Source organism: Proteus sp. G2300, from assembly GCF_009915965.1.
GTDB classification, from domain to species: Bacteria; Pseudomonadota; Gammaproteobacteria; order Enterobacterales; family Enterobacteriaceae; genus Proteus; species Proteus vulgaris.
Genome location: NZ_JAABNK010000023.1, coordinates 115,554 through 129,656, shown reverse-complemented (window position 1 = coordinate 129,656; position 14,103 = coordinate 115,554). Strand labels below are relative to the sequence as shown.

Annotated in this window: 11 protein-coding genes; 4 read left to right on the top strand and 7 right to left on the bottom strand. The window is 39.7% G+C overall.

Annotated features, from left to right (window positions below):
• Position 1: 1 nt before the first annotated feature.
• The 3 genes from kdpC to kdpA are packed head-to-tail and all read right to left on the bottom strand — an operon-like array spanning position 2 to position 4,381.
• Positions 2-598 carry a potassium-transporting ATPase subunit KdpC gene (kdpC, locus tag GWI97_RS12120; protein ID WP_036936802.1) on the bottom strand — a complete coding sequence of 199 codons (597 nt, stop codon included), beginning with the start codon at positions 596-598 and terminating at the stop codon, positions 2-4.
• A gap of 10 nt (positions 599-608) precedes the next feature.
• Positions 609-2,666: a potassium-transporting ATPase subunit KdpB gene (gene kdpB / locus GWI97_RS12115; protein ID WP_161752002.1), complete on the bottom strand. Its 2,058-nt coding sequence runs from the start codon at positions 2,664-2,666 to the stop codon at positions 609-611.
• An 11-nt stretch (positions 2,667-2,677) separates the two neighbouring features.
• Positions 2,678-4,381: a potassium-transporting ATPase subunit KdpA gene (gene kdpA / locus GWI97_RS12110; RefSeq protein WP_036936805.1), complete on the bottom strand. Its 1,704-nt coding sequence runs from the start codon at positions 4,379-4,381 to the stop codon at positions 2,678-2,680.
• Between the two features lie 314 nt (positions 4,382-4,695).
• Between kdpA and GWI97_RS12105 the strand changes: the two genes are divergently transcribed.
• A complete protein-coding gene (locus GWI97_RS12105; protein WP_036936808.1) occupies positions 4,696-5,382 on the top strand; it encodes an ankyrin repeat domain-containing protein in 687 nt (228 codons plus the stop codon).
• Entirely contained in the window at positions 5,382-5,843 is a 462-nt protein-coding gene (locus tag GWI97_RS12100; protein ID WP_161752001.1) for a nucleoside deaminase, read from the top strand. Before GWI97_RS12105 ends, GWI97_RS12100 begins: the two co-directional genes overlap by 1 nt.
• An 86-nt stretch (positions 5,844-5,929) precedes the next feature.
• Here GWI97_RS12100 and dmsD read toward each other — a convergent pair whose 3' ends face one another.
• From dmsD to dmsA, 4 genes are all read right to left on the bottom strand, one after another.
• Positions 5,930-6,541, bottom strand: coding sequence for a Tat proofreading chaperone DmsD (gene dmsD / locus GWI97_RS12095; protein WP_036936814.1), 612 nt, complete (start codon positions 6,539-6,541; stop codon positions 5,930-5,932).
• Positions 6,542-6,714: 173 nt separating this feature from the next.
• Complete coding sequence (locus GWI97_RS12090) at positions 6,715-7,572, bottom strand: DmsC/YnfH family molybdoenzyme membrane anchor subunit (RefSeq protein WP_036936817.1); 858 nt, start codon at positions 7,570-7,572, stop codon at positions 6,715-6,717.
• A gap of 1 nt (position 7,573) precedes the next feature.
• Positions 7,574-8,191 carry a DMSO/selenate family reductase complex B subunit gene (locus tag GWI97_RS12085; protein WP_023582154.1) on the bottom strand — a complete coding sequence of 206 codons (618 nt, stop codon included), beginning with the start codon at positions 8,189-8,191 and terminating at the stop codon, positions 7,574-7,576.
• Between the two features lie 11 nt (positions 8,192-8,202).
• Positions 8,203-10,641, bottom strand: coding sequence for a dimethylsulfoxide reductase subunit A (gene dmsA / locus GWI97_RS12080; RefSeq protein ID WP_087802400.1), 2,439 nt, complete (start codon positions 10,639-10,641; stop codon positions 8,203-8,205).
• A 677-nt stretch (positions 10,642-11,318) separates the two neighbouring features.
• Between dmsA and GWI97_RS12075 the strand changes: the two genes are divergently transcribed.
• Together GWI97_RS12075 and GWI97_RS12070 are read left to right on the top strand one after the other, a co-directional pair.
• Entirely contained in the window at positions 11,319-12,689 is a 1,371-nt protein-coding gene (locus tag GWI97_RS12075) for a sucrose-specific PTS transporter subunit IIBC (RefSeq protein WP_036936824.1), read from the top strand.
• Positions 12,690-14,096 carry a sucrose-6-phosphate hydrolase gene (locus tag GWI97_RS12070; protein WP_036936827.1) on the top strand — a complete coding sequence of 469 codons (1,407 nt, stop codon included), beginning with the start codon at positions 12,690-12,692 and terminating at the stop codon, positions 14,094-14,096. It begins immediately after the preceding gene.
• Positions 14,097-14,103: the final 7 nt, after the last annotated feature.

Here is a 14,103-nt window from a genome sequence, read left to right as displayed (position 1 = left end):
TCTATTGAGTACTCACTTTCTGTTGTTTTTCAGCACTTAATTTATCCAGTGCTTGATTCAGCATAAATACGTTCACAACAGGTTCACCCATAAATGACATTAGAGGAAATGTTGTATGATCTTTTATTAATTGCTCAATTTCATTTTTAGTGAGTTGACGAAAATGTGCAATATTTTCAGATTGGTAATAGGCTGCTTTTAATGAAATATGAGGATCAAGTCCACTTCCTGATGCCGTGACTAAATCAACAGGAATCGTATTTTGATTATTAACTACTTTTTGCCATGTTTGAATACGTTTAGTTATTTCATTAAGGAGTAATGGATTTGAGGGAGCTAGTTGGCTTGCCCCTGATGCTAAACTGTTGTACGGCATTTCTGATGTCATCGATGGACGACTTTTAAAATAATCATTACGAGTAAATTGTTGCCCAATTAATTCTGAGCCAATAAGTTTATTCTCTTGGTAAACAAGTGATCCATTCGCCTGCCATGGAAAAATAAGATTGGCTAATCCAGTAACTAGCAAAGGATAGGCGAGTCCTGTTATTAGTGTGAGTAATAATAACATCACTAATGATGAACGAAATAGATGCATATATAACTCCTTAAAGCCCAATGAACGCTAAAATCATATCGATCATTTTAATCCCTATAAAAGGCACTAATAATCCACTGATCCCGTATAAAGAAAGATTACGACGAAGTAATGCGTGTGCTGATACAGGGCGATAATTCACACCTTTAAGAGCGAGTGGGATCAAGAAAACAATAATTAAGGCATTAAAAATAACCGCAGATAGCATTGCTGATGATGGGGAATGTAAGTGCATTACATTCAGCATATTAAGTTGAGGGTAAGTGACAGCAAAGGCTGCGGGAATAATGGCAAAGTATTTAGCAATATCATTGGAAATACTAAATGTGGTTAAAGCTCCGCGTGTCATCAACATTTGTTTGCCGATATGCACAACTTCAATTAATTTTGTTGGGTTAGAGTCTAAATCGACCATATTTCCAGCTTCTTTGGCAGCCTGTGTTCCTGAATTCATTGCAACTGCTACATCGGCTTGGGCTAATGCGGGAGCATCATTAGTTCCGTCGCCTGTCATCGCAACTAATCGCCCCTCGGATTGATATTGTCGAATCAACGCTAATTTTGCTTCAGGTGTTGCTTCAGCTAGGAAATCATCCACACCAGATTCAGCAGCGATAGCTGCCGCTGTAAGATGATTATCACCCGTGATCATGACGGTTTTTATACCCATTTGACGAAGTTGGGCGAAACGTTCTTTAATGCCACCTTTCACTATATCTTTAAGTTCAACAACACCGAGAATATGTTGATTTTCAACGACCACCAGCGGTGTTCCTCCTGCTCTTGCTACTTGTTCAACGAGAGTCGTGACTTCATCAGGAAAATGACCATGGCTGACTTCAATATGACGGCGAATCGCATCAACCGAGCCTTTGCGGATCAATCGCTCTCCAATATTGACGCCACTCATTCGTGTCATTGCAGAAAAAGGAATAAAAGAGGCTCCCATTGATGTTAAATCGCGTTCACGTAAATTAAAACGTTGTTTAGCGAAGATCACAATACTGCGACCTTCAGGTGTTTCATCTGCAAGAGAGCTTAACTGAGCAGCATCAGCAAGTTGTTTTTCGCTGATCCCTGAAAGGGGGATGAAGCGGGATGCTTGGCGATTACCTAAGGTAATGGTGCCTGTTTTATCAAGCAGTAAAACATCCACATCGCCAGCAGCTTCTACTGCACGACCACTGGTTGCGATAACATTCGCATCTAGCATACGGCTCATACCTGCGACACCAATTGATGAAAGTAAACCACCAATCGTTGTAGGAATAAGGCATACCAATAAAGCAATTAAGGTTACAATTGAAATAACGTCGCCATGTCCTTGAAACTCGACAGCAAAAACACTGAACGGATAAAGGGTGATACAAGCTAATAAGAAAATAAGTGTCAGTGCTGTTAATAAGATAGTTAAAGCTACTTCATTTGGTGTTTTTCTGCGTTTTGCTCCTTCAACCATTCCAATCATGCGATCAAGAAATGAATTACCCGCTTCTGCGGTGCAACGAATAATCAACCAATCTGATAACACTCTTGTACCGCCTGTGACAGAAGAAAAATCACCACCCGACTCGCGGATCACTGGAGCTGATTCACCCGTAATTGCGCTTTCATCAACAGAAGCTCCCCCTTCAATGACTTCACCATCACAAGGAATAATTTCACCTGCATTTACTAAAACAATATCACCTTGCTGTAATAAGAGTGAATCAATGCTTTCTTGAGGAGCGTGAATATCGGCATGATGCAAACGTATTGCTTTAGAGAGTTGTTTTGCTCCACGTAAGCTTGCTGCTTGTGCTTTGCTTCTACTTTCTGCCAATGATTCAGCAAAATTGGCGAATAACAGTGTTATCCATAACCAAAACATCACTTGGAAAGTGAAGTGGTTATCATCAGGGAGATATCCTAACAGCGAGGCAAACCAAATTCCGCTTGTTATGAGTGCACCCACATAAACAATAAACATAACAGGGTTACGCCATTGCGCTTGAGGCGTACATTTTTTTATCGCATCTAAGAAAGCTGATATTATTGTTTTTCTATCAAAAAGTTGCGTTGTTTTCATGATACGTATCCTTATTTTGCCCAAAATAACTGTAAATGTTCAGCAATTGGGCCCAGCGCTAATGCTGGAACAAAAGTAAGTGCGCCAATCATTAATACGGAGAGGATCAATAACAAAATAAACAGTGGTGAAGTGGTAGAAAGTGTCGCTAAGCTTTCAGGCTGACGTTTTTTTACGGCTAAACTTCCTGCAATAGCTAAAACAGGTAACATGACACCAAAGCGACCAACGAGCATTGCGATACCTAATGACAGATTATAAAAAGGTGAATTGACATTGAGTCCCGCAAAAGCGCTACCGTTATTATTAGCAGCAGAAGTAAAAGCATATAACACTTCACTAAAACCATGAGGACCTGGATTTAAAATTGCTTCACGGCCTACATCCGTAAATAAAGCGAGAGCTGTACCTAATAAAACAACGGTAGGGGAAATTAAAATGGCAATGGCGACCCATTTCATCTCCGAAACGCCTATTTTTTTGCCAAGGTATTCAGGTGCACGACCAACCATTAATCCCGCAATAAATACGGCTAATAAGACGTAGAGGATCATGCCGTAAAACCCTGAACCGACTCCGCCAAATACCACTTCTCCCGTTTGCATTAACCACATAGGCACCATGCCACCTAATGCTGTTAATGAATCATGCATTGCATTGACAGCACCACAAGAAGCCGCCGTTGTGACAGCAACAAAAATGGCGCTACCGATTATGCCAAATCGTGTTTCTTTTCCTTCTAAATTCAGTGAACTGTCAGTGCCAGCGAATATAAACTCTGGATTTCCTTGCCATTCAGCCCAAGTAATAACACCAACGGCAACAATGAAAATCAGCGTCATGGCCCAAAGTAAGGTGTAACCTTGGCGCGCTGTTCCGCTTAAGCGACCAAAGGCAAAACACAATGCGGTGGGGATCAGAAAGATAGCAAGTATTTGTAAGAAGTTGCTGAATGAAGTTGGATTTTCATAAGGATGAGCCGAATTTGCCGCAAAATAGCCACCGCCATTCGTGCCTAATAACTTTATTGCTTCTTGAGAGGCTACGGGGCCCATGGGTAACCATTGCTGTTGCCCATCAAGACCTTGACTTAATATTGCAGGATGAAAGTTTTGTATAACGCCTTGACTGACAAATAACAGCGACCAAATAATCGCTAAAGGCAGTAATACATATAATGTAATGCGACCAATATCAACCCAAGCATTTCCTAATGAGGTACAAGAAGATTGAGTTAACGCTCTAATTAAAACAAAAGCGACAGCAATACCTGTTGTAGCAGATAAAAAGTTTTGTACAGCAAGTCCTGTCATTTGACTCAAATAGCTGACGGCAGTTTCACCACTATAAGCTTGCCAGTTAGTATTTGTAATAAAGCTAATGGTAGTATTTAGCGCTAAATCCCAATTCATATTAGGGGCAAATTGCGGATTTAAGGGTAAATAACCTTGGTTAAGCAGTATGATAAATAATAAAATTGCGCCCATTAAATTAAAAATAAGTAGAGCAAGCATATAGTGATACCAACTCATAGACTGAATGGCTTTACCAGCGGGTTTAAAACCACAGCAACGCCAAATGACATGTTCAGTTTGAGTAACCCAATGAGGTAAATCACCTTCAATTAGGCGAGCCAAATAATGCCCGAGCATTTTTCCCATTACAAATAGCGTAATCAGAAAAACAGCAAGATATATCAAAATCATAGTTGCCATTTTTAAAATGCCTCTGCGTGAAATAACACATAAACTAGATAAGCAGTGAGCAAAACAACTAATATCACAGCACCGAATATCAACATCAGAACATTCCTTTTACTATTTAGATTGAGTGAGCGTACTTAAAGGTCTGTAAAGATGTTGATAAAAGAGATATGGGAAGTGTAAAAAAAGTATAAAAATGACTTAATAGATGGTTTATTACCCCTTGATTTGTTGAAATAATGTCACGCCTTTGTTAGATATGAGGGTGAGTTCAAAGAGTATGCTAATTAAATGAGTGGAAATTAGCACTTTCTAGGAGATATTGAATGAATACTCTCTATCTAAAGGCTAAATGGTTTTTATACTTCTTAAGCCTGTTAATGATTTCATCTATCTTTATGGTTAAAGCGATGGCAAATTCTGATAAAGCATACTTAGTTACATTGGCACAAGAGGGAAATTTATCTGAATTAAAACGTCAGATAGAACAAGGTGCAAATATTGAACAACGTGATCTAAAATTACGCACACCCTTAATGGCGGCCACACATGCTAATCAAATTGATGTCGCAAAATATCTGATAGAAAAAGGCGCTGATGTTAATGCCCGTGACGCGATTCATGATTCACCTTATCTTTACTCGGGAGCGAGAGGGCTACAGGAAATTTTAGAATTAACCTTATCACATGGAGCCTCTCTTAAAAGTGTTAATCGTTATGGTGGAACGGCATTAATCCCTGCCTCTGAGCGAGGCCATGTAAAGACTGTAAAAACATTGATTGATGCTGGTGTGGATGTTAATCATATTAATCGTTTAGGTTGGACTGCGCTTATTGAAGCCATTATCTTGGGTGATGGTAGCCAAAAATATGAAGATATTGTGACTTTACTTATTGAAGGTGGAGCTAACGTTAACCTCGCCGATGGCTCTGGCCACACACCATTAACTTTAGCTAAAGATAAAGGCTATACAAACATCGTTAATATACTTGAACAAGCGGGGGCAAAATAATGTCAGATAATGAATTTATACAACAAGCCATATCGCTTGCAATGGATAATGTGAAAGTAGGGGGAAGACCATTTGGAGTGGTCATTGTGAATAATGGTCAAGTGATTGCAAGTGACGTTAATCAAATAATAACGACAAATGATCCCACTGCCCATGCTGAATTATTAGCATTACGGGAAGCCGGCAAAGTATTAGGGCGAACAAAATTAGATGATTGTATTGTTTATGCTAGTGGGCAACCTTGCCCAATGTGTCTTGCCGCAATGCGTATGGCGGGGATCTCTAAAATTTTTTATGCCTATTCTAATGAGGATGCAGAGCCTTACGGACTATCGACAGCCCATATTGCTAAAGTATTAAGAAAGGAACCAGAGCAACAAGAAGGCCTTCAATTTACACAGATAAAAACCGAAGATGAAACACAACCTAGGCTTTATCAGTTTTGGTCGAAACAATCTTAAGAACGTTAACTTTTTATATATCAAAGCCCTAAAAGCGAGAATTTCTTTCGCCTTTAGGGCTTCACATTTTTACTGTCAATTGTAAATCAACAAAATAATTGTTTTTCAGCAGGGGTAATATTTAACTGCAATTGCCAGCTTTTGAGCGTTAATGTTGCCAGCATGGCTAAACCTTCGTAATAAGGGAATGCCCCTTGCAAAGATAACTTTTCTAAATAACGATAAGCCCATGGTAGAAGGTGTTCAGCTAATAGCTCATTTAATTTTTCAGGACGTGTTTCTGCAACCCATGCGACCATCATCACCACTAAACCAAAGTGATCTTCAGGCTCATTTTGAGTTAACGCAATATCAATACCGTTTTCTAGCATCCACTCGCGTAGATCTAATGTGGAATTACCAAACAATACATTTTCATGATCAAGGTAAACAGAGCCCCAAGGTGGAGCAGGAAGTGCGTAAGGGCCAACAAATAAACGCTGATAAGCTTGTGCTAAAGTTTCTTCATTAAATGAGGTTTGTGAAAGTAGCGTTGCAATACGTTGCTTTTCTTCCTCATTGCCATAAGGCCATTCTTCAACCCACTTTTGACTCGACAGCAGTTCGACAATGTCACTTTTTTCAGTGGGTGCATAATAAAACGCTGCACCTAAAATACGGGCGGTAAGAGAAATGTCAGTAATAAGTTGTTGTTCCATAATATTTTTATAATCCGCTTAGATTTATTGTCTTTACTATATGCGATTTTCTATCTAAACATAATGACGAAGATTAAAAAAGAGTGATACCGCATTATAAAAAGAAAACCGCCGTAACAGATAAAAAGTGTGTGCTTTTTACTATTACAACGGTTTAAAGGGTGAGCCTTTAATTAACCAACAACCGCCATGCCGACAGTCATGTGTAAACCATAGAACACACCGCGCCCTATAAATTCACCGACAAACACTAAAATAAAGCCCAACGCTAATAACGCAACTGAAGGGTTATTTTTACGCAGAAGCGGTGCAATCCAGCAACTTAAGCCTAAAGCTAAAGCCACTAATTTTATTCCCATTAAAGTACCATAGTTAGGGACTAAATCGACGGCTTTTTGTACAGAAGTTTGTATAGATCCTAATTCAAAGCCTTGTGATGTTGCCACAATGGCGCTAACGATAATGGCGATAACACTGAGTAATGGCAATGCACTAACACAGTTTAAATTAAAACCTGCAATGCGCATTAAAAGTGCCGCTAAAATAGGGCCACCGATAAAGGCTGTCAGCACAAAATTAAATGTGGTGTAGTTGTTATACCACGTTGGAACGGTATCAATTTGGTATACGCGAGAGATCGCTGTAATAAATAATGCGGCTAATATAATTACCAATGTGACCCATAATTTACCTAATGTAGCTGGCATTTTATTAAGTACAGCCAATAACCAGTAAATACCTCCCAGTGCAAAGAAAATGGAACCGCTGGCAATCTCATTACTTAATGAAGAATGTCCCAAACGAAGCAATGAGTTAAATGCGCGTAATGGCGTTCCCATATGCATCATGGATAATAGAAAACCGATCCCCATTAACGCCCAAAGACCAAACATGCTGTAATGTACTTTTCGGTTCATTTCAGGAGAAAACTTACCCGAAAGGATGGCACATCCCATAATAATAAAGGCGCCCGCAACACTTTGACCGATAACAGTAAAGAACATTAGTGGCCATTCATGCAATCCCACCATCTTACACCTCCTCTGGGTTTGCCAGATGACCGGTGGTATCACCCACAGGACGGCTATTGGCATTTAATTTAAGGACAATATTTGGCTTGGTGTATTTTGCTGAAGGAAGTGGGGCGATTTCAGCTAAATCACCATATTTAGCACGTAACTCTTCAATCGGTGCCATATCTAATGCACGTAGTGGACAAGACTCAACACAAATCGGTTTTTTACCTTCTGCCACACGCTCATAGCAACCATCACACTTGGTCATATGACCTTTGACTTCATCAAATTGCGGTGCACCGTAAGGGCAAGCCATATGACAATAGCGACAACCGATACAAATATCTTCATTAACGACAACAAAGCCATCTTCACGTTTATGCATTGCACCACTCGGACAAACTTTTGCACAAGCAGGATCGTCACAGTGGTTACAGGAAATGGATAAGTAATAAGCAAATACATTTTGTGTATAAACGCCGTCTTGTTCAGTCCAATCACCACCTGCATATTCATAAATACGGCGGAAGTTGACTTCAGGGGATAAATTTTTAAAATCCTTGCACGCCAGTTCACAGGTTTTGCAGCCGGTGCAACGACTTGAATCAATGTAAAAACCATATTGCGTTGACATAACCAGACTCCTTACGCCTTGACGACTTCAACAAGATTACTATGAGAAGGATTACCCTTAGCTAGTGGCGAAGGGCGTTGTGTCGTTAACACGTTAATGCTACCCGCGTGATCAATGCGGTTGCTATCTGGGTTATACCAAGCACCTTCACTTAGACCGACAACACCCGGCAAAATACGAGGCGTGACTTTTGCATTGATCCTAACTTCACCACGATCGTTATAAATACGCACTAAATCACCGTGTTTTATGCCGCGTTTTGATGCATCAACAGGGTTTATCCATATTTCTTGTGGACATGCCGCTTTTAAAACGTCCACATTGCCATAAGTTGAGTGAGTACGTGACTTATAGTGGAAACCGGTCATTTGTAATGGGTATTTTTCCATTGCTGGATCACCATAACTTTCAAAGCCAGCGGAATAAATTGGCAGGGGATCAATGACATCGTCAGATGCGAGTTCCCATGTCGCTTTGATGTCAGCAAGTTGAGATGAATAAATCTCAATTTTACCAGATGGTGTTGTTAATGGATTGTTTTCAGGATCTTCACGGAATTTACGATAAGCAACGTGATGGCCTTCAGGATCACGTTTTTTGAAGATCCCTTGAGCACGGAACTCTTCAAATGTTGGAAGTTCTGGTAAATTTTGACGAGATTGTTCGTAAAGATGGCGTAACCACTCTTCTTGAGTTCGGTTTTCAGTGAATTTTTCACCCACCCCCATACGTTTTGCAATTTCGCTCGTCATTTCATAGATATTACGGCTTTCAAAGCGAGGTTGAATTGCTTGATCAGCAAAAATCACATATGCCATATTACCTGCTGATGCATCCATACAGAAATCCATCTGTTCCGATGCAGTGCAATCAGGGAGCAGTATATCGGCATATTTAGCTGATGCAGTCATATGGTTATCGATCACCACAATCATTTCGCATTTTTTATCGTCTTGCAAAATGTCGTGAGTACGATTGATTTCAGAATGTTGGTTAACTAAACAGTTACCTGCGTAGTTCCAAACCATTTTAATCGGCACATCCAATTTGTCTTTACCACGAACACCATCACGCGTTGCCGTCATTTCGGGGCCACGTAAAATGGCATCCGTCCACATAAACATGGAAATGCTGGTGGTGACAGGGTTTGTTAGCGTAGGCATTCGCACAAAAGGAATACTGTAAGAGCCTTCGCGAGCACCAGTATTACCGCCGTTAATCCCCACATTACCCGTTAAAATAGAGAGCATCGCAATAGCGCGAGAAGCAAGCTCACCATTAGAACGGCGTTGAGGTCCCCAGCCTTGTGTAATATAAGCCGGTTTCGCTGTTGCGATTTCACGTGCTAATTTAACAATACGTGAAGCGGGAATACCTGTAATTTGCGCTGCCCATTCTGGGGTTTTGGGCTGACCATCTGCGCCATCACCTAAAATATAGGCTTTATAGTGACCATTTTTTGGCGCACCTTCTGGCATCGTAGTTTCATCGTAACCAACACAATATTTATCTAAGAAAGGCTTATCAACTAAGTCTTCTTTGATCATGACATAAGCTAACGCATTAACTAATGCGGCATCCGTTCCTGGGCGAATAGGGATCCATTCATCTTCGCGGCCTGCACCTGTATCGGTATAGCGTGGGTCGATGATAATCATTCGTGCATCAGATTTTTCACGCGCTTGTTCAACGTAATAGGTGACACCGCCACCACTCATACGTGTTTCACCAGGATTATTACCGAACATCACGACAAGTTTGGTATTTTCAATATCTGAAGGGCTATTGCCGTCAGCCCAACCACCATAGGTGTAATTTAAGCCAGCCGCAATTTGTGCCGTACTGTAATCACCGTAGTGATTAAGATAACCACCACAACAATTCATTAAACGAGCAATTAATGTTGCTCCTGGTGGCCATGACTTTGTCATGGTGCCACCTAAAGTACCTGTTCCGTAGTTCAGATAAATAGATTCATTACCATAATCTTTTATCAGGCGTTTCATGGTATCTGAAATCGTATCGAAGGCCTCATCCCATGAGATACGTTCAAATTTACCTTCACCACGTTGGCCAACACGTTTCATTGGATAACGTAAACGGTCTGGGTTGTAAACACGGCGACGCATAGAACGACCACGTAAACAGGCTCGGACTTGGTGTAATTCTTCATAGACATCATTGCCAGTGTTGTCAGTTTCTACATATTTAATTTCACCATCAACAACATGCATACGTAGTGGGCAACGGCTACCACAGTTTACGGTGCAGGCGCTCCACACCACTTTTTCGTTGTTCGTTGCTGGCTTTGTTTCTGAGGCAACAGCCTGGTTAAAAGGGAGTGATAATCCCCCCGCGGTTATTGCTAGACCACCCGCTGCACCTGTTTTTACAAAACGACGGCGAGATAAGGGAGTGGAAAGTAACGCCATCTCTTTGATGTTTTTCATACATTACTCACTTGATTATTTATATTTTTAAGAAAAAACAGAAGCTAACAAGCTTATAGAGAAATAATTATTGTTATTATTGTTAAAAAATAAGCACTTTAACGTAGGTAATAAAACCCAACTGTTAATGTGGATACTACGTATTTTCTAAAAGTTGTAGTTGCTTTACATCAAAGAAAAGTGATTTATTACAAGCGTTACCAGTTTTTAGGGTTAACTTAAGTTTTTGTATTATTTAAATTTAATCATTTGATTAATACTGATATATAGTTAAATATATAACGATTAGTGAGATATGATAATGTTACTGATAACAAAGAATAGACCAAGTGATAATATGCTATCTATCAGATTTAACTAGATTATTTTCCAATAAAATTAATTATTGGGTCATTGCTTCCTAAATAAGAATTATTTAACATTATATTAATTTTCTCAGCTAAATAATAAATAAATTGTTTAGCTTTTACGTTGAGCTGACTTCCTTGTCATCATCAAAATAAGACAAGTAACGTATCTTTTTTGTCTTTCAGATCACAAATAAAGCGTTTTTATTCCTATTTTTATTGCCATTTTAGATGAGTTTTTATTTAATCAGATTATTAGCTAAACCGTTTTAGTTTTTTTACATTGCGATTAATTCGTTTATAAACGAAGTTAGACTTACTGAGGCTATGATGAATATTGAGAATATTGCTCGCCAACTAGTGCCTTTGTTAGGAGGTGCTGAAAATATTGCCAGTGCGGCGCATTGTGCTACCCGTTTAAGACTTGTACTTGTTGATGACACTAAAGCTGATAAAGAGGCAATTAATAAATTAGAAGGTGTAAAAGGGTGTTTTAGTAATGCAGGACAAATTCAGGTAATTTTTGGTACTGGCTTAGTTAATAAAGTACATGCTGCCTTTATTGCTGCAGCGGGTATTGGTGAATCAAGTAAATCTGAAGCAGCAAATATTGCCGCCAAAAAGCTCAACCCATTTCAGCGAATAGCTAGACTGCTTTCTAATATCTTTGTACCTATTATTCCTGCCATTGTGGCGTCAGGTTTATTAATGGGGCTACTTGGGTTAATGAAAACTAACCAGTGGGTGAGTCCTGATAATGCACTCTATATCATGTTAGATATGTGTAGCTCTGCGGCATTTATTATTTTGCCTATTTTGATTGGTTTTACTGCGGCAAAAGAGTTTGGCGGAAATCCTTATCTTGGCGCTACATTAGGTGGAATTTTAACGCATCCTGCATTAACTAACGCATGGGGCGTTGCCGCTGGTTTTAACACCATGAACTTCTTTGGGTTAGAGGTGGCAATGATTGGTTATCAAGGTACTGTTTTTCCAGTCTTACTTGCCGTTTGGTTTATGAGTGTGTTGGAAAAACAATTACGTAAAGTTGTTCCTAATGCACTCGATTTAATTATCACGCCATTTTTAACCGTTATTATTTCGGGCTTTGTGGCGTTATTAGTTATAGGGCCTGTTGGTCGTTTTTTAGGTGATGGTATTTCATTACTATTAAGCACCTTAATTACACAAGCGGGTTGGATAGCAGGGCTGATTTTTGGTGGCCTTTATTCTGTGATTGTTATTACGGGTATTCACCACAGTTTTCATGCTGTCGAAGCGGGTTTATTAGGTAACCCAAATATTGGGGTTAATTTTTTATTGCCGATTTGGGCAATGGCAAATATTGCTCAAGGTGGTGCTTGTATTGCTGTTTGGTTTAAAACCAATGATGCAAAAATTAAAGCAATCACAATCCCATCTGGTTTTTCCGCTATGTTAGGTATCACTGAAGCGGCCATTTTCGGGATTAATTTACGTTATGGAAAACCTTTTATTGCAGCGTTAATTGGTGGTGCGGCTGGAGGCGCTTGGGTTGTAGGCTCGCATGTTTATATGACAGCCGTAGGGTTGACTGCTATTCCGGGGATTGCAATCGTGCAAGCAGGTTCAATTATGAACTATATTATTGGCCTTGTGATTGCCTTTGTGACTGCGTTTGTTATCTCTCTTTTACTGAAATACAAAGTGGAGTCTGCATAAATGAACACAAACGAAGGGTTATCTGCGATTTTACAAGCGGTTATGCGTAATAGTACTAAAGCGGTAAAAGATAAATACTATCCACATTGGCATTTAGCACCAGTAACGGGATTATTGAATGATCCCAATGGGTTTTGTTTTGATGGTGAATATTATCATCTGTTTTATCAATGGAATCCTTTGTCTTGTGAGCATAAAAATAAATGTTGGGGTCATTGGCGTTCAAAGGATTTGATTATTTGGCAGCATCAACCTGTTGCTTTACTGCCTGATGAATTTTATGACAAAGATGGCTGTTATTCCGGTAGTGCCGTGATCTACCAAGGGCAATTAACCCTTTGTTATACTGGTAATGTCAAATTTGAGGATGGCTCTCGTACGGCATGGCAATGTTTAGCTGTTGAAAATCAGCAGGGAGGTTTTGATAAGTTAGGGCCTGTATTAGGGCTTCCTGAAGGCTATAGTGGTCATGTCCGTGATCCGAAGATTTGGCAATATAATGATATCTGGTACATGGTATTAGGCGCACAAAACTTAGATAAACAGGGTAAGGTTTTACTCTATCGTGCATCTCACTTATATCAATGGCAATTAGCCGGCGAGTTAGCGGGAAGTTATTTAGGCGGGTTAGCTGATGCGGGTTATATGTGGGAATGCCCAGATCTCTTTGAACTAGATGATCGCTTTATTCTATTAACATGTCCCCAAGGTATAAAAAGAGAGCAACAACGATTTTTAAATTCGCATTCTAGTGCCTATTTAATAGGAGACTTTGATTATTCAACATTGCAATTTCAGCATGGTGATTTAATCGAACTAGATGCAGGTTTTGAATTTTACGCACCACAAACCACATTAGCGAATGGCAGACGTTTATTATTTGGTTGGATGGGAGTTCCTGATGGTGAAGAGATGTACCAACCGACCATTGCTAATGGCTGGATACACCAAATGACTTGCCCTCGCGAATTACATATAAAAGAAGGGATGCTTTATCAACAACCCGTAAAAGAGTTACAGCAACTCAGACAAAAGCCAGCATATTGGCAGGGTATTGCTGATGATGCGCCAGATATCAGCGGATTTTCGTTTGAATTTGAAGTAGAGCTATTTGGCTCTCTTACTATTTATTTTTCTGATACTCTTGCTTTATTCATTGAAAATAATCAAGCCGTGTTAAAACGCCGTAGTGTTAAAAACGGGGAGTGGCAATCACGTTTCTGGTCTGGTGATATAAAACATCTTCAAATATTATGTGATAGCTCTAGTGTAGAGATTTTCTTTAATGGCGGAGCCGGTGTGATGAGTAGCCGTTTTTTCCCTTTAGAAAAACAGACTATCTGTTTCTTGGGAAAAGACACAATAAACCTCACAACTTGGCAATTAAAGAATGCATTACTCAGTTAAATACAAT

Coding starts and splice junctions, on each gene's coding strand:
- kdpC (WP_036936802.1), bottom strand. CDS start 598: ATGCATCTATTTCGTTCATCATTAGTGATGTTATTATTACTCACACTA.
- kdpB (WP_161752002.1), bottom strand. CDS start 2,666: ATGAAAACAACGCAACTTTTTGATAGAAAAACAATAATATCAGCTTTC.
- kdpA (WP_036936805.1), bottom strand. CDS start 4,381: ATGGCAACTATGATTTTGATATATCTTGCTGTTTTTCTGATTACGCTA.
- GWI97_RS12105 (WP_036936808.1), top strand. CDS start 4,696: ATGAATACTCTCTATCTAAAGGCTAAATGGTTTTTATACTTCTTAAGC.
- GWI97_RS12100 (WP_161752001.1), top strand. CDS start 5,382: ATGTCAGATAATGAATTTATACAACAAGCCATATCGCTTGCAATGGAT.
- dmsD (WP_036936814.1), bottom strand. CDS start 6,541: ATGGAACAACAACTTATTACTGACATTTCTCTTACCGCCCGTATTTTA.
- GWI97_RS12090 (WP_036936817.1), bottom strand. CDS start 7,572: ATGGTGGGATTGCATGAATGGCCACTAATGTTCTTTACTGTTATCGGT.
- GWI97_RS12085 (WP_023582154.1), bottom strand. CDS start 8,191: ATGTCAACGCAATATGGTTTTTACATTGATTCAAGTCGTTGCACCGGC.
- dmsA (WP_087802400.1), bottom strand. CDS start 10,641: ATGAAAAACATCAAAGAGATGGCGTTACTTTCCACTCCCTTATCTCGC.
- GWI97_RS12075 (WP_036936824.1), top strand. CDS start 11,319: ATGAATATTGAGAATATTGCTCGCCAACTAGTGCCTTTGTTAGGAGGT.
- GWI97_RS12070 (WP_036936827.1), top strand. CDS start 12,690: ATGAACACAAACGAAGGGTTATCTGCGATTTTACAAGCGGTTATGCGT.